The organism is Sphingomonas spermidinifaciens (genome assembly GCF_002351485.1).
Lineage (GTDB): Bacteria > Pseudomonadota > Alphaproteobacteria > Sphingomonadales > Sphingomonadaceae > Sphingomonas > Sphingomonas spermidinifaciens.
The window spans coordinates 1833160-1848554 of the sequence record NZ_NWMW01000001.1; the positions used below are offsets into that span (position 1 = coordinate 1833160).

Annotated in this window: 17 protein-coding genes and 1 tRNA gene; 10 read left to right on the forward strand and 8 right to left on the reverse strand. The window is 68.2% G+C overall.

Annotated features, from left to right (window positions below; translation table 11 throughout):
- The first annotated feature begins 12 nt into the window (after window positions 1-12).
- The 8 genes from COC42_RS08670 (at window position 13) to COC42_RS08705 (ending at window position 6873) form a co-directional block, all read left to right on the forward strand.
- Window positions 13-579 carry a TlpA family protein disulfide reductase gene (locus tag COC42_RS08670; RefSeq protein WP_342747296.1) on the forward strand — a complete coding sequence of 189 codons (567 nt, stop codon included), beginning with the start codon at window positions 13-15 and terminating at the stop codon, window positions 577-579.
- Between the two features lie 99 nt (window positions 580-678).
- On the forward strand, window positions 679-1809 hold the full coding sequence (locus COC42_RS08675; RefSeq protein ID WP_176484597.1) for an acyltransferase family protein: 1131 nt from the start codon (window positions 679-681) through the stop codon (window positions 1807-1809).
- Window positions 1810-1899: 90 nt separating this feature from the next.
- The gene (gene lgt, locus COC42_RS08680; protein WP_096342730.1) at window positions 1900-2766 is read left to right on the forward strand and encodes a prolipoprotein diacylglyceryl transferase; all 867 of its coding nucleotides are present in this window, start codon (window positions 1900-1902) and stop codon (window positions 2764-2766) included.
- Between the two features lies 1 nt (window position 2767).
- Window positions 2768-3823, forward strand: a complete 1056-nt coding sequence (locus COC42_RS08685) for a class I SAM-dependent methyltransferase (protein WP_425442831.1) — start codon at window positions 2768-2770, stop codon at window positions 3821-3823.
- Complete coding sequence (locus COC42_RS08690) at window positions 3820-4323, forward strand: GNAT family N-acetyltransferase (RefSeq protein ID WP_096342731.1); 504 nt, start codon at window positions 3820-3822, stop codon at window positions 4321-4323. The genes COC42_RS08685 and COC42_RS08690 overlap by 4 nt, the downstream gene beginning before the upstream one ends.
- Window positions 4320-5084, forward strand: a complete 765-nt coding sequence (pgeF, locus tag COC42_RS08695) for a peptidoglycan editing factor PgeF (protein ID WP_096342732.1) — start codon at window positions 4320-4322, stop codon at window positions 5082-5084. Before COC42_RS08690 ends, pgeF begins: the two co-directional genes overlap by 4 nt.
- Window positions 5085-5138: 54 nt before the next feature.
- Window positions 5139-6452, forward strand: coding sequence for a cystathionine gamma-synthase family protein (locus tag COC42_RS08700; RefSeq protein WP_096342733.1), 1314 nt, complete (start codon window positions 5139-5141; stop codon window positions 6450-6452).
- Window positions 6453-6483: 31 nt separating this feature from the next.
- A complete protein-coding gene (locus COC42_RS08705; RefSeq protein ID WP_096342734.1) occupies window positions 6484-6873 on the forward strand; it encodes a hypothetical protein in 390 nt (129 codons plus the stop codon).
- A gap of 102 nt (window positions 6874-6975) precedes the next feature.
- Here the strand turns inward: COC42_RS08705 and COC42_RS08710 are convergent.
- Window positions 6976-7049 (reverse strand) — tRNA-Gly (locus COC42_RS08710).
- Window positions 7050-7092: 43 nt separating this feature from the next.
- Window positions 7093-7962 (reverse strand): 3-hydroxybutyryl-CoA dehydrogenase, encoded by an 870-nt coding sequence (locus tag COC42_RS08715; RefSeq protein ID WP_096343198.1) that lies wholly within the window; start codon window positions 7960-7962, stop codon window positions 7093-7095.
- Between the two features lie 68 nt (window positions 7963-8030).
- Between COC42_RS08715 and COC42_RS08720 the strand changes: the two genes are divergently transcribed.
- On the forward strand, window positions 8031-9062 hold the full coding sequence (locus COC42_RS08720; RefSeq protein ID WP_096342735.1) for a DUF1176 domain-containing protein: 1032 nt from the start codon (window positions 8031-8033) through the stop codon (window positions 9060-9062).
- 109 nt (window positions 9063-9171) lie between these two features.
- Here COC42_RS08720 and egtD read toward each other — a convergent pair whose 3' ends face one another.
- Genes egtD through gluQRS form a run of 5 tightly spaced genes read right to left on the reverse strand, consistent with a single transcriptional unit; the run spans window position 9172 to window position 13106 of the window.
- Window positions 9172-10149, reverse strand: a complete 978-nt coding sequence (gene egtD, locus COC42_RS08725) for an L-histidine N(alpha)-methyltransferase (protein WP_096342736.1) — start codon at window positions 10147-10149, stop codon at window positions 9172-9174.
- Entirely contained in the window at window positions 10143-11411 is a 1269-nt protein-coding gene (gene egtB / locus COC42_RS08730) for an ergothioneine biosynthesis protein EgtB (protein ID WP_425442832.1), read from the reverse strand. Before egtB ends, egtD begins: the two co-directional genes overlap by 7 nt.
- 49 nt (window positions 11412-11460) lie before the next feature.
- Window positions 11461-12021: a cob(I)yrinic acid a,c-diamide adenosyltransferase gene (locus tag COC42_RS08735; RefSeq protein ID WP_096342738.1), complete on the reverse strand. Its 561-nt coding sequence runs from the start codon at window positions 12019-12021 to the stop codon at window positions 11461-11463.
- 5 nt (window positions 12022-12026) lie between these two features.
- Window positions 12027-12257, reverse strand: coding sequence for a twin transmembrane helix small protein (locus COC42_RS08740; protein WP_096342739.1), 231 nt, complete (start codon window positions 12255-12257; stop codon window positions 12027-12029).
- A gap of 9 nt (window positions 12258-12266) precedes the next feature.
- Window positions 12267-13106, reverse strand: coding sequence for a tRNA glutamyl-Q(34) synthetase GluQRS (gluQRS, locus tag COC42_RS08745; RefSeq protein WP_096342740.1), 840 nt, complete (start codon window positions 13104-13106; stop codon window positions 12267-12269).
- A gap of 96 nt (window positions 13107-13202) precedes the next feature.
- On the opposite strand from gluQRS, the gene COC42_RS08750 reads away from it, so the two are divergent.
- Window positions 13203-13769, forward strand: a complete 567-nt coding sequence (locus COC42_RS08750; RefSeq protein ID WP_096342741.1) for an HNH endonuclease — start codon at window positions 13203-13205, stop codon at window positions 13767-13769.
- 237 nt (window positions 13770-14006) lie between these two features.
- On the opposite strand, the gene COC42_RS08755 is transcribed toward COC42_RS08750, so the two are convergent.
- A complete protein-coding gene (locus tag COC42_RS08755; protein ID WP_245843944.1) occupies window positions 14007-15380 on the reverse strand; it encodes a sensor histidine kinase in 1374 nt (457 codons plus the stop codon).
- Window positions 15381-15395: the final 15 nt, after the last annotated feature.

Sequence of the window (15395 nt, forward strand, 5' to 3'; positions counted from 1 at the left end):
TTGGAGCTGTCCTTGCGCTCGTTGATCTTGCTTCTCCCGCTCGCGGCGATGGTCGGCGCGTGCGATACGCAAACCCCCGCGGACGGGCAAGCGAACGCCGTCGCCCCTGCGAACGAGAGCACCGCCGCCGCACCCGCCGCCGGCGGCAAGGTCGACCGCAGCCACAAGGGCGAGGCCGCCCCCGACTATCCCTTCGCCGATCCTGAGGGGGTGAAGAAGACGCTCGCCGACTATCGCGGCAAGCCGGTGCTGGTGAACCTCTGGGCCACGTGGTGCGCGCCCTGCGTCAAGGAAATGCCGACGCTGGAGGCGCTGGCGAAGCGCGAAAGCGGCCGGATCGAGGTGCTGACCATCTCGCAGGATTTGGACGGCCCGGCCAAGGTCGTGCCCTATTTCAAGAAAGCCGGCTTCACGACGATCGAACCGTGGAGCGAAAGCGACCTGCGCTTTACTACCGGCATGGGGGTGAACCTGCCCACAACGATCCTCTACGACAAGGACGGCAAGGAAGTGTGGCGCGTGGCCGGCGCAATGGAGTGGACGGGGGACGAGGCGAAGGCGTTGCTGGGGGAGGTTTAAACCACGCGGCGGGTCGATAGCCCATCGCTCAGGCTACCTTGCAGTGCAGCATAATTCGCGTTAACAACCTTGCATAGTTAATTGGCAAGGATGCGACCTGTGGCGAGACAGCGGCTCGACCACATCGATGGCCTTCGCGGTATCGCTGCACAGATGGTGGTGTTTGGCCACTGGGCCGAATATGTCGGCCATGTGGTGCCGAATCCGGCGCTCCACGCCGGGTTGACCGCGCTGTTCCGCGAAGGGTTCAATACAGGCCGACTCGGCGTCGTCGCGTTCTTTTGCATCAGCGGCTTCGTCATTCCCTTCAGCTTCAGCGGCACCCACCCGCTCCGCAGCTTCATCGTCAGCCGCATCTTCCGCCTCTATCCCGCCTATTGGGTGTCGATTGCCGCGGCAGCGCTCCTCTTTCCGCTGATCGCCGGCATCCATTTCGACGCGCTTCAGGTCGCCGCCAACCTGACGATGGTACAGCCGCTGCTTCGGCAACCCGATATGCTCGGCGTCTATTGGACATTGTTCATCGAGCTGATCTTCTACGGCATCTGTTTCCTCGCCTTCGCCGGGCGGCTGCTGCATAGCGCGCGCTTCAACCTGGCGATGATGGCCGGCTTTCTCGGCCTCGCGCTGCTGATCGGCCTTTATCGCTGGCTTCATCCCACCAGCGGATTGCCGGTCGGCCTGCCGACCTATCTGGCGGCCATGCATTTCGGGACGCTGGCGCGACTTGCATTGATCGAACGGGACCGTCTTGCGGCACGCCTGTTCTGGCCGGCGGCGGCGATGCTCGCGATCTGTGTAACGGTGGCCAACACGCTCGCCTATCTTTACGCCCGCAACGAGCTGGTCGGCTGGATGGCGGCAAATACCGGCTATCTGGCGGGGCTGGCGCTGTTCCTCGGCTGCGCGGCCCGGGGCTGGTTCCGCGGGCGATTTCTCGCTTGGCTGGGGCTCCTCAGCTATTCGGTCTACCTCTTCCATCCGATCTTTATGCAGCTCAACGTGGCGCTATGGCCGACGATGGACTGGCGGGCAGGGATCGCCTTGCTGACGCCGCTGATCTTCGTCGGCAGCCTGGTCGTCGCCTGGGCCGTCCAGCGTTTCGTCGAGGCGCCGGCGGTGCGCGCTGGACGAGCGATCAACCGCCGGTTCGATGCACTTCACGTCCGGCGCCGGCCGGCGGAAGCCTCGGAGCCGCTACCGGAGGCCAGCCCGATGCATGGCGGCTGATCGGCGACCGCGGCCCTCATGGCTGCTGACACGCCGCGCCGTTCCCCCTAAAGCACGCTTCGCACGCCACGCCCGCGAAGGAACCGCCGCTTGCTCGTCACCACGCTTGCCGCTGCCGGCGGCTATCTCGATTATCGGTCGCTGGGGCTGGATCCGGTCGCGCTCGACCTCGGCTTCTTCCAGCTCAAATGGTATTCGCTCGCGTACATCGCGGGCATCCTGCTCGGCTGGTTCTATCTGCTGAAGCTTCTTGATCGACCCGGCGCGCCGATGGCGCGGCGGCATGCCGACGACCTCGTCTTCTATGCCACCATCGGCATCATCGCAGGCGGGCGGCTCGGCTACATCCTGTTCTATCGCCCCGACCTGTTCGCCAAGCCGCTCAGCATCCTTAAGCTTTGGGACGGAGGCATGTCGTTCCATGGCGGCGTGATCGGCGTCACCCTCGGCATCGTCCTGATGGCGCGCAAGCACGGGCTCAACTGGCTGCGTATCCACGATTATGTCGCCTGCGTCGTGCCGATCGGGCTGTTCTTCGGCCGGCTCGCCAACTTCGTGAACGGCGAGCTCTGGGGGCGGCCAACCGACGTGCCCTGGGCGATCGTCTTTCCGCGCACCGGGATGGACGTGCCGCGCCATCCCAGCCAGCTCTACGAAGCGGGGCTCGAGGGGTTGGCGCTGCTGCTCGTCCTCGCCTTCTTCTTCTGGCGCACCGATGCGCGCTACTATCCCGGCCGGCTCGTCGGCATCTTCCTGCTTGGCTACGGTGCGTCGCGCTTTTTCGTCGAGTTCTTCCGCGAGGCCGACGAGCAGCTGATGTGGCTCCACGACATGACCGGGCTCAACATGGGCCAGTATCTGTGCATGCCGATGATCCTCGGTGGACTCTACTTGATCGCCACCTCGAAGGGGCGGCGCCAGCGAGTCGAGCCGATCGTCGGCGAGAGCGTCGCCTGAAGTGAGCGCCGGCGAAGGCCCCCTGCCCGAGCGGATCGCGCGTGCGATCACGCTCGGCGGGCCGATTCCGCTGTCGCAGTTCATGGCGGCGGCGAACACGCACTATTACGACACGCGGGATCCGTTGGGCGCGCGCGGCGACTTCACCACCGCGCCCGAGATCAGCCAGATGTTCGGCGAGCTGATCGGCCTGGCGCTCACCGACCTTTGGCACCGCGCAGGCCAGCCGACGGCGCGCTATGTCGAATACGGTCCCGGCCGCGGCACGCTCGCCGCCGATGCCCTGCGCGCGATGGCGACGGTGGGACTGAAGCCCCCCGTGCACCTGATCGAAGCGTCGGGGACGCTGCGGGAGAAACAGGCGGCGGCAGTGCCCGGCGCCGAATGGCATCTCGACCTGATGAGCGTGCCCGAGGACGGCGCGCTGCTGGTCGTCGCGAACGAATTCTTCGACGCGCTTCCCATCCGCCAGCTGGTCAAGACCGGGGAAGGCTGGCGCGAGCGGCTGGTGGCCTGCCAGGACACACTGTTCCTGCCGATCGTCGGTAACACCGTGTTCGATCCGATCGTCCCGCATCAGCTGCGCGGCGCTCCCAACGGCTCGATCCTCGAAACTTCGCCTGCGAGCGTCGCGGTGATGCGCGTGCTCGCGCGCCGGATCGTGGCGCAGGGGGGCGCGGCGATCGTCATCGATTATGGCTATGACGGGCCGGCGGTGGGTGACACGCTGCAGGCAGTCAGCGGCCACGCCTTCGCCAACCCATTCGAGGATCCGGGCGAGCGCGACCTCACCGCGCATGTCGATTTCAGCACGCTGGCAGAGGCCGCGCGGGCCGAGGGCGCCGTCGTCCACGGACCGGTGGGGCAGGGCGCGTTCCTCGAGGCGCTCGGCATCGGTCCGCGCGCCGCCGCGCTCGCCGCCGCCGCGCCCGACCGGGCCGAGGGGATCGCGGCCGACCGTGCCCGGCTGACGGGGGCCGACCAGATGGGCGAGCTGTTCAAGGTGCTCGCCGTCACCGCACCCGGCTGGCCGGTGCCCGAGGGGTTCAGCGCATGATCGCCTATCGCGACGCCCGCCCCGACGATGCCGCCGCGCTGTCGGCGATGGCGCAGCAGAGCTTCATCGAAACCTTCGGCCCGCTCTACGCACCTGCCGACCTCGACCTGTTCCTCGATCAGGCAATGTCGCCCGCCGCATATGCGCGGCAGCTCGCCGACCCCGCTTACCGCGTTCACCTCGCCACGGTCGAGGGGCAGCCGATCGGGTTTGCAAAGCTTGGCGCCAATTACTTCGACGGCTTCGATCCCGCCGCGCCCTGCCTCCACCAGCTCTACGTCCTGTCGGCGCATCATGGAGATGGCGTCGGCAAGCGGCTGATGGCGTGGACGCTGGAGACGGCGCAGGTGCTCGGCAGCGAGCTCTATCTCAGCGTCTATATCGACAACACCCGCGCGCGCCGCTTCTACGACCGGCTTGGGTTCGTGAAGGTCGGCGATTACATCTTCAGGGTCGGCAATCACGAGGACCACGACATCATCATGCGGCTGACGCTGTGAGCGGCGTCGAGGCGATCCGTGCCGCCGCACTGGAGGGTGTCACGCACGGCTTTCTCGGCCGGCGCGGGGGCGTGTCGGAAGGGATCTACGCCGGTCTCAACGTCGGCACCGGATCGAGCGACGCGCGCGAGGCCGTCGCGCGCAACCGCGACCTCGCCGTCGCTGCGGTGCTGCCCGGCGCGGCGCTGGTGACGGTGCATCAGGTCCATTCGCCAGAGGTGGTAACGGTCAGCGCCCCCTTTCCCGGTGACCGTCCAAAGGCCGACGCGCTGGTGACGCGCACGCCCGGCCTGCTGATCGGCATCCTCACCGCCGATTGCGCGCCGGTGCTGTTCGCCGACCGCGAGGCCGGCGTGGTCGGCGCGGCGCATGCCGGGTGGAAGGGGGCGATCGGGGGCGTCACCGACACGACGATCGCCGCCATGGTGGCGCTCGGCGCCTCACGCGCTCGCATCGCTGCGGCAATCGGGCCGTGTATCGCGCGCGCAAGCTACGAGGTCGATGCCGGTTTCGCCGACCGCTTCTGCGCCGACGATCCCGCCAACGAGCGCTTCTTCACCGAGGGCCGGCGCGACGGGCATTTCCAGTTCGACCTTGAAGGCTATGTCGCCGCGCGCCTCGCCGACGCCGGGATCGGCCGGGTCGAGGCATTGGGGCTCGATACTTATGCCGACCCGTCGCGCTTCTACAGCTATCGTCGCTCGATGCATGCGGGCGAGCCCGACTATGGCCGCCAGATCAGCCTGATCGGTTTGAATTGATCGGAAGCGTTCGGGCGCGCTAGGATCGTTACAAACGATACCAAGGAGAATGCCGTGACCGAGCCGACCGAAGCCGACCTGACCGGCACAACGCCCCGCCGCAATCCGAAGCCCGCGGTCGAGACGATCGGCAATCGCCGCCTCAAGCCCTCGACGCTCATGATGGGCCACGGCTTTGACCCCGCGCTGTCGGAGGGGTCGCTGAAGCCGCCGGTGTTCCTCACCTCGACTTTCGTCTTTCCCAACGCCGCCGCGGGCAAGCGCCATTTCGAGGGTGTGACGGGCAAGCGGCCGGGCGGCGCCGAAGGCCTCGTCTATTCGCGCTTCAACGGCCCGAATCAGGAGATCCTCGAGGATCGCCTCGGCGTCTGGGAGGATGCCGAGGATGCGCTGACCTTCTCCAGCGGCATGTCGGCGATCGGGACGCTCTTCCTCGCCTTCGTCCAGCCCGGCGACGTGATCGTCCATTCCGGCCCGCTCTATGCCGCGACCGAGACGATGATCGCGCGGCTGCTCGGCAAGTTCGGGGTCGAGTGGCTCGACTTCCCCGCCGGCGCAACGCAGAACGAGATCGAGGCGGTGCTCGAGCAGGCCAGGGCGAAGGGCCGTGTGCCCCTCATCTATCTCGAAAGCCCCGCCAATCCCACCAATGTGCTCGTCGATGTCGAGGCGGTGGCGGCGGCGCGCGACGCGGTGTTCGGCGATGCCGAGGAGCAGCCGCCGATCGCGATCGACAACACGTTCCTCGGGCCCCTGTGGCAGCAGCCGCTGAAGCACGGCGCGGACCTCGTCGTCTACAGCCTCACCAAATATGCGGGCGGCCATTCGGACCTCGTCGCGGGCGGCGTACTCGGCTCGCGCAAGCACATGGACATGGTGCGTGCGATCCGGAACACGCTCGGCACCATCCTAGACCCCAATACCGCGTGGATGCTCTTGCGCAGCCTGGAGACGCTCGAACTCCGCATGACCCGCGCGGGCGAGAATGCGGCCAAGGTCTGCGAATGGCTTCGCGACCATCCGAAGGTCGAGCGGATCGGCTATCTCGGCTTCCTGAAGGATGACCGTCAGGCGGATATCTATGCCCGCCACTGCACCGGCGCGGGCTCGACCTTCTCGCTCTACCTGAAGGGCGGCGAGCGCGAGGCGTTCGCCTTCCTCGACGCGCTCAAGATCGCCAAGCTCGCCGTCAGCCTCGGCGGGACCGAGACGCTCGCCTCCGCCCCCGCGGCGATGACGCACCTGTCGGTGCCCGACGCGCGCAAGGCGGCGCTCGGTATCACCGACAATCTCGTGCGCATCTCGATCGGCGTCGAGGATGCCGACGACCTGATCGCCGATTTCGAGCAGGCGCTCGGGGCGATCTGAGGGTTAGTGCGATCGGGAGCGGGGAGGCGGCATGATCTACATCGTCCTCAATCTTGTCCCGATCCTGATCGCCACCTTGGCCGGGCTGGCCATCGGCGCGGTTGTCTGGCGCCAAGCGGCGAGCGACGCGGCGCTGCGCCGCCTCCTGCCGGTAGCGCTGGTCGCCGAGTTCTGGCTCGCCGCGATCCTCGCTGGCGCGCTGATCCTCGCGCCGCCGCGGGGGAGCGCGTGGACGATGGCGCTGGGCAGTGCCTTCGTCATCTGGATCGGGTTCGTGGTGCCGGCGCTCATCGTGACGCTGCGGGTGCGCGGCGTGCGCTGGCGGGCGATCGGGACGGATTGCGCGCACTGGCTCGCGGTCATGCTGGTGCAGGCGGCGGTCATGCAAGGCTGGGGATTGATCGCGCCGCCGGTTTCATAAGGGAGCACGCCGCGGCAAAACCGCGTCGTCGGTCACCCTTCGGGCACCGGCCGCAGCGAATCGCAGTTTCCTGGATTAGCGCCGCTCATCCACAGCGATTGCTGGAGCGGGTAGCGGGAATCGAACCCGCATATTCAGCTTGGAAGGCTGCTGCACTACCATTGTGCTATACCCGCGCCGCGCTGCCGATAGACCGGTGGCCTCCGCGCAGCAAGGGGGTCAGCGCGTCGGCACCGGCTCCGGCCCCGTCCAGTCGTAGAAGCCGCGCCCGCATTTCTTGCCGACCCAGCCCGCCTCGACATACTTCACCAAGAGCGGCGCGGGGCGGAACTTTGGGTCGCCCGTCCCCTCGAACAGCACCCGGCAGATGTCGAGGCAGGTATCGAGGCCGATGAAGTCGGCCAGCGTCAGCGGCCCCATCGGGTGGTTCAGACCCAGCTTCACCGCGGTGTCGATGTCGCGGATTGTCGCCACGCCCTCGCCCAGCGCGAAGCACGCCTCGTTGAGCATCGGCAGCAGCACCCGGTTGACGATGAAGCCCGGCGCATCGTTGGCATGGACGATCTCCTTGCCCAGGCTCCGCCCGAACGCCTCGACCACGTCCACCGTCGCGTTGGCGGTGGCAAGGCCGCGGATCAACTCGATCAGGCCCATGACGGGCACCGGGTTGAAGAAATGCACGCCCATGAACCGCGCCGGATCGGGCGACGCCTGCGCCAGCCGCGTGATCGGGATCGACGAGGTATTCGAGGCGAGGATCGCCGTATCCGAGAGCACCCGGCCGACATTCTCGAAGATCTGGCGCTTGATCGCCTCCTTCTCGGTCGCCGCCTCGATTACGAGGTCGCAGTCCGCCATCGCCTCGACTCCGCCGACGCATTCGATGCGGCCGAGCGCCGCGTCGCGGTCATCGGCGGTGATCTTTTCCCTTTCGACGGCTCGGGTGAGCAGCTTGGCGATGCCCGCCTTGCCCTTTTCGGCGCGCGCCTGATCGACGTCGGACAGCAGCACGCGGTAGCCGGCCTGCGCCGATACCTGGGCGATCCCCGCCCCCATCTGGCCCGCGCCGATCACGCCAACGGTCTTCATGTCGCTCTCCACTTCGCTCGTTCGCGTGCCTCCTATCGCGCCGGGCGCGACAGGGCTAGGATGAAGCCATGCTGACACTGGCGCTCCTCATCGCGGTCCAGGCGAGCGCCGAGGCGCCGCGGCCGGGGCCAATCCGCACCTTCGGTGACTGGGTGGTCGCCTGCGACAATGTGAAGGCGTGCGAGATGACCTCGCTCTGGCCGGGCGAGGGACAGCCCGAGGAGGGGTCGCCCTATGACCGGCTGGCGGCCTCGGCTCGGCGCGCGGCGGGGCCGACGGGCGGCTGGACGGTCGAGTTCCAGCTTTCCGACGATCGCAAGGACGCGCTGCGCGTCACGACCGAGGCCGGGCTCGATGTTCGCGGCACCCCGCGTGAGGGGATGCTGCGCTTCTCGGGTGCCGAAGCGGGGCGGATCGTCGCGGCGATGGCGACGGGCACGAGGCTGCGCGTCGGTGACGAGACGTCGGTGATGGGCATGGTGTCGCTGAAGGGATCATCGGCGGCATTGCGCTTCGTCGACGCCGAACAGGGGCGCGCGGGAACAGTGACGGCGGCGGTGGCGAAGGGTGGTCGGCCCGCCACGACGGTGCCCCCTGCAGCGCCGCTGCCGGCCGTCCGCTTCGTCAGACCCGGCGGGACGCCCGCGCCCTTCCCGGCCAAACTGCGCGCCGCTGTCGACAAGGAAAGCGAGTGCGGCAGCGTCTATGAGGGCGGGACAGGCGACCTGCCCCCGGTCGAGCGCCATGCGCTGGGCGACGGCAAGACGCTGGTGCTGCTCCCCTGCGGCAGCGGAGCGTACAATTTCTCGACCCGTCCTTACCTCCTCGGCGCCGGTGCAAAGCCGGTGGTCGCGGCGTTCGACGGCGAGCCGGGCATGGCGCCCGAAGGGCCGCCCGACCTCGTCAACGCGCGCTTCGACGCGGCAACGGGGCGGCTCGAAACCTATGCGAAGGGGCGAGGCATCGGCGATTGCGGGTCGAGCGCGGCTTATGTCTGGAACGGCACGCGCTTCCGTCTGGTCGAACAGCATGTGATGCCCGAGTGCCGGGGATCGGTGAACTGGCTGACGGTTTGGCGCGCGCAGGCGGTGGGGCGGTAAAGAAGCGGGACGCCCCTTCAAGCCAGGGGTGACGTTTGTGGGGAAAGCGCACCCTCAACCAAACCCGTCACCCCGGACTTAATCCGGGGGCCTGTTTCTTCTTCTGAAATCAAGGCGCGACCTCGACCGCCTGCGCCTCGGCGAGGATCAGCGAGAACCAGCCCTTGGGGTCGGTCCACTCGGCGACCGGGGTCCAGCCGCCCGCGCGCAGCAGCACCCGCGCGCCGCGCTCGCCATATTTGTGGCTGTTCTCGGTATGGATCGTCTCGCCGGCCTTGATCTCGAACGGGCGGCCCTCAACGGTAAAGGTCACGTGGCGCACCGCCTCGAGATGCATCTCGATGCGCGAGGCGTCGTCGTTCCAGACGGCGCGGTGGCGGAACGCATCGACCGGGATCGTCGCGCCCAGCTCGCGGTTGATGCGTTCGAGCAGGTTAAGGTTGAACGCCGCCGTTACCCCAGCTGCGTCGTCATAGGCCGGCACCAGCACGCCCGCATCCTTCACCCGGTCGATGCCGATCAGCAGCATCGCCCCCTCGCCCAGGCTCGTCCGCATTGCGCGGAGCAGGTCGGCGGCCGCGAACGGCGTCATGTTGCCGATCGTCGAGCCGGGGAAGAAGCCGAGCTTGGGCAGGCCGGCAACCTCGGCGGGCAGCGGCACGGGATGCATGAAATTGGCCTCGACCGGCAGCACGGGCAGGTCGGGAAACCCCGTCGCCAGCTCGGCCGACGACGCGCGCAGAAAGTCGCCCGAAATGTCGATCGGCACATAGGCCGCAGGCTCAATGCAGCGCAAAAGCCGCGGCGTCTTGGCCGAGGAGCCGGACCCGAACTCGATCACCGCGCGCCCCTGCCCCACGCGCTTGGCGACTTCGGGACACGCGCTGTCGAGCAGCGCGACTTCGGTGCGGGTCGGGTAGTATTCGGGCAGATCGGTGATCGCCTCGAACAGCTCGGACCCGCGCCGGTCGTAGAACCAGCGCGCGGGGATGGCGCGCGGCCGGCGGGCGAGGCCGCCGAGCACGTCGCCGCGGAATGCCGGGTCGGCAAGGCTCGCCTGACCGTCCTCGATCTCGGGCTTCAGCATGGGGCCAGATCCTTTGCAAGTCGCACGCCGGTGAACTGCCAGCGCTGATGCGGGTAGAAGAAGTTGCGATAGCTGGTGCGAAGATGCCCGCGCGGGGTCGCGCACGACCCGCCGCGCAGCACGAACTGCCCGCTCATGAACTTGCCGTTATATTCGCCGACCGCGCCCTCGGCGGCGCGGAAACCGGGATAGGGGCGATAGGCGCTGCCCGTCCATTCCCAGACGTCACCGATGAAAGCAGGGCCGCCTGACGCGGGCCGCGGCTCGACCGCGCCGGCGGCGTCCATCTGGTTGCCGCCGACAGGGTCAGCAGCCGCGGCGGCGACTTCCCACTCGGCCTCGGTCGGCAGGCGCGCGCCCGCCCAGCTGGCATAGGCGTCGGCCTCGTAGAAGCTGACATGCGTGACCGGCGCTGCGGGATCGATCGGCCGCCGTCCGTCGAGGCCGAAGCGCGTCCACCCCTCGCCCCCGCGCGTCCAGTAGAGCGGCGCCTCGATCCCCTCGGCCTTCACCCAGGCCCAGCCGTCGGAAAGCCAGTGGCGCGGATCGGCATAGCCGCCATCGGCGATAAAGGCGGCCCACTCGCCGTTCGTCACAGTCCGGTCGGCGATCGCGTGCGGGCTGAGCAGCACGGAATGGCGCGGCCCTTCGCAATCGAAGGCGAAGCCGGCGCCGTCATGGCCGATCTCGGCGATGCCGCCCGGACGCCCGATCCAGCCGATCGGGCCGGGCATCGCCACCGGCTGCTTGCGTTCGGCCGCGAACATCGCCGGCTCGCAGGGGTTTTCGGAAAAGAGGTGGAGGATGTCGGTGACGAACAGCTCCTGATGCTGCTGCTCGTGATGACAGCCGAGCTCGACCAGCTCGAGCGCGCCGGGCGGCAGCGTATCGACCGCCGCGGCCACCGCAGCGTTCACCGCATGGCGATAATCGAGCACTTCGGACAGGCTGGGCCGGGTGATCATCCCCCGCCGGTCGCGGGCATGCCGCGCGCCCTCCGCCTCGTAATAGCTGTTGAAGAGAAACGGATAGCGCTCGTCGAACAGGCGGTAGCCTGGCACATGATCGCGCAGCACGAACGTCTCGAAGAACCAGGTCGTGTGCGCCAGATGCCATTTGGCGGGCGAGGCGTCGGGCATCGACTGGACGGTGGCGTCGGCGTCGGAGAGCGGCGCGGCCAAAGCCTCGGTCAGCGCGCGCACGCGCTCAAAACGGCGTGCCGTTTCCGGCACCCGCGGGGCAAGTTGGCGATCTGGCTGCACGGCGCGTCTCCCTCGTCGCGGCGACATGGCGCGCTGATGCGTCAGACGTTCAGCGAGAGGCCCCCGGAACCCACAAAACGTCGCCGCCCGCATTTTGGTTCAAACATCGGGCAACAACAAATGTGAAATCTGACAAGCGGTTGACGTAGATCAAGGCCTCGGGATTGAGCGCGTGTTCGGCCGCCGCGGTGACGATCGCGCGTTCGGCGCGGCGAATGGTCGCCCGGGCCACGTGCATCGCCGCCGAAGCCGGCGTGCCGCCCGGCAGGATGAAGCTGGTCAGCGGATCGAGCACCGCAGTCGCTGCGTCGATCGCCGCCTCCAGCCGCGCGGTCTGAGCCGGCGTGACGCGCAGGTCACGCTCGCTGCCCGGCCAGGGAGTGGCAAGATCGGCGCCGAGGTCGAACAATTCGTTCTGAACGATCGCTGCGGCGTCGCGCCACTCGCTGGGTTCCATCAGCGACAGCGCGATGCCCAAGGCCGAGTTCGCCTCGTCCACTTCGCCCACCGCGGCGATCAGCGAGCCCGCCTTCGACACTCGGGACCCATCAACCAGGCCCGTCGTGCCCGCGTCGCCCGTCCGCGTGTAGATCCGGTTGAGCTTGACCAACGGCGTCAGGTCCGCCCGGCGGCGAACATGATGACGACGACGATCAGCACCGCGATCGCCTGAAAGAAGATGCGGAACTGCATCATCTTGTTCGACTTGAGCGACGCGGCGGACGGCGGCCCCTCGCCCTTCAGCTCGGCCTCGGTCACCTTGAGGAAGGCGACGATGCCGCGGATGAGCGCGACGACCGTCGCGATCATCGCGGCGATCAGGAGGATGACGAGGAAGGTGTTCATGCACCTTATCTAGTCATCCAGCACCCCGAAACCAAGCGGCAGCCGCCCGGCCTTTAGGTCCATGGCGAGTGCCCGCCCGGCAACGCCCTCGGCGCGCATCGCGGCAAGCGAAGGCGCGCCGTGCCGCTTGGCCAGCCGCTCGCCGTCCGGCCCGGCGAGCAACGGATGATGGCGATAGACCGGCGTCGGCAGGCCGAGCAGCGCCTGGAGCAGACGGTGGACATGCGTGGCGGCGAACAGGTCGCGCCCGCGCACCACATGCGTCACGCCCTGCGCCGCATCGTCGACGGTGACGGCGAGGTGATAGCTCGACGGCGCGTCCTTGCGCGCGAGCACGACGTCGCCGTGTATCGCCGGATCAGCCGCTACTCGCCCCGCAATCTCGTCGGTCCAGTCGAGCGGCCCCGCCGCCTCGACCGCGCGGGCCATGTCGAGCCGCCAGCAATGCGGCTGCGCCGGATCGACCTCGCGTCCGCGGCACGTACCCGGATAGAGGACGCCGCCCACCCCGTGCGGCGCGCTCGCCGCCGCGGCGATGTCAGCGCGGGTGCAGGTGCAGCGATATGCGAGGCCGCTGTCGGCCAGCCGGTCGAGCGCGGCGGCGTAGAGGGCGAGGCGCTGCGACTGGAACACGACCTCGCCGTCCCAATCGAGCCCCAGCCAGTCGAGATCGTCGAGGATGGCGGCGACATGCCCGGGCCGGCTACGCGTACCGTCGATATCCTCGATCCGCAGCAGGAAGCGCCCGCCCGCGTCCCTCGCGCGCGCATGCGCCTGCACCGCGGACCAGGCGTGACCCAGGTGCAACGCCCCCGTGGGGCTCGGCGCAAACCGCGTGACGACGCTCACTGGCGGGCTTGACCGCGAGTCGCCGGGCGTGCTGTCATGGCCCTGTCATGCTGTTCGGCGACAGCGTGGCCCGCGTGTTGGTGACTGGGAGTTTCCATGTACCATCCCGATCTGATCCGCCATCCGGACGGTTGCCCGGCGCTGGTGCTCAATGCCGATTTCACTCCGCTGAGCTACTATCCCCTGTCGGTCTGGCCGTGGCAGACCGCGATCAAGGCGGTGTTCCTCGACCGCGTCAACATCGTCTCGCACTATGAGCGCGAGATCAGGAGCCCCAGCGCCTCGATCAAGCTGCCGTCGGTGATTGCGCTCAAGCAATATGTGAAACCGTCGCAGTTCCCGGCGTTCACCCGGTTCAACCTGTTCCTGCGCGACAAATTCAGCTGCCAATATTGCGGGACAGGCAGCGACCTGACCTTCGATCATGTGGTTCCGCGCGCCTATGGCGGGCGGACGACGTGGGAGAATGTCGTCACCGCCTGTGCGCCGTGCAACCTCAAGAAGGGGGGACGCACCCCGCGCGAGGCGCACATGCCGCTCTATGAACAGCCGATCCGCCCGACGAGCTGGCACCTGCAGGAAAATGGCCGGCGCTTTCCGCCCAATTACCTGCACGAGACCTGGCACGACTGGCTCTATTGGGACGTCGAGCTCGAGGCTTGATTACTGAGGAGAGGCCGTCGTCGGCGCTACGAAACGCAATCCCCGGCCCTCTGCTGAGCGCGGCGACGGACAAGGAAGCCTTTGCAGCGCTCGGCAGCGGCGGCGTCGACGAAAGGTCGCACAGGTCGTCACCGCGGCGAAGCCCGGGTCACGCGGGCCCAGCCTTCACCGGGCCAACGACTTATGTTCGCTCGGGTCACTCGTCAGCCCGTATCAAGTCAGGGATGACGAAGGAGGCTAATTGGCCATCGGCAACCGCAGCCGCACGAGGAGGCCGCCCAGATCCTCGCTTTCCTCCAAGCTGACCGTCCCCTCGTAGATCTCCGCCACGTCGCGGACGATAGCGAGGCCAAGCCCGGTCCCCGGCTTGCCGCTATCGAGCCGCACGCCGCGGTCGAAGATGCGGACGCGGTCGGCCTCGGGAATACCCGCGCCATCATCCTCGACCAGGATCTCGACGAAGCCCGCCGTCGCGCCGACGGTGATGAACACACTGCCGCCGCCATACTTGGCCGCATTCTCGACGAGATTGCCGAGCAGGTCATCGAGGTCCTGCCGCTCGATATGCGCCGACAGGTCGCGGCGCCCGTCGACGTCGATGCGCACGTGGCGATAGAGGCGCGCAACCGCGCGCTCGACCGCCTCGATCGAGGGCCAGACCTCCGCCCGGCTGTGCGCTGAGCCGCGCCGCCCGACTGCGCGAGCGCGGGCAAGATGGTGGTCGATCTGGCGGCGCATCGTCCGCGCCTCGCGCACCACCGTCTCTGGCAGGTCGTCGCTACCCGCCGCGGCTGCATTCATGACGACGGTCAGCGGCGTCTTGAGCGCGTGGGCGAGGTTGCCGGCATGCCGCCGCGCTTCCTCCGCCTGCCGCTCATTGTGTTGAATGAGGCCGTTGAGTTCCTCGACCATCGGCGCCACCTCGGCCGGCAGCGGCCCTTCGATCCGCGGCGAGGTGCCGCCGCGCATCGCCGCGAGGTCGCGGCGCAGCTTCTTGAGCGGCAAGAGCCCGTACCAGGTCTGGAGCGCCGCCATGACGATCAGGCCGAGGCCGAGCAGCAGGAAGCTGCGGATCAGCGTCTGCCGGAGCGCGGCGATCTGCGCGTTGAGCATCGCGCGGCTCTGCGCGATCTGGAACCGCCACCAGACATTCGACCGCGGCAGCTTCACGTCGCGCTCGGCGACGCGCAATTCCTCGTCGGCGAACTCGTCCGAATCATAGGTGTGGACCGAGCCGTTGGGCGCATGGGCGTGGACGCGCAGCACCCGGTCCCAGAGCGAGCGCGAGGGGAAGGGCCGGAACCCCTTGCCCGATACCTGCCAGTAGAGGCCCGAATAGGGCTCGAAAAAGCGCTGGTCGGCGAGCTCGCGGTTGAACCTCACCTCACCCTCGCTGTCGATTTCGGCCGAGACGATCATCGAGGTGAGCAGATAGTCGAGCTGGTCGTCGAAATTGCGCGTGACCGCACCGGTCAGCACGCGGTCGAGCGCGAAGCCGCCGCCCGCCAGCAGGAGGAGGATCCACGCCGAGGCGATGACGATCATCCGCCGGCTGAGCGAACCGGTCACGCGCACATACGGGCGCGGGCGGTCGGGCGCGGCCTCGCTCACAGGTCGGCCTCGCGC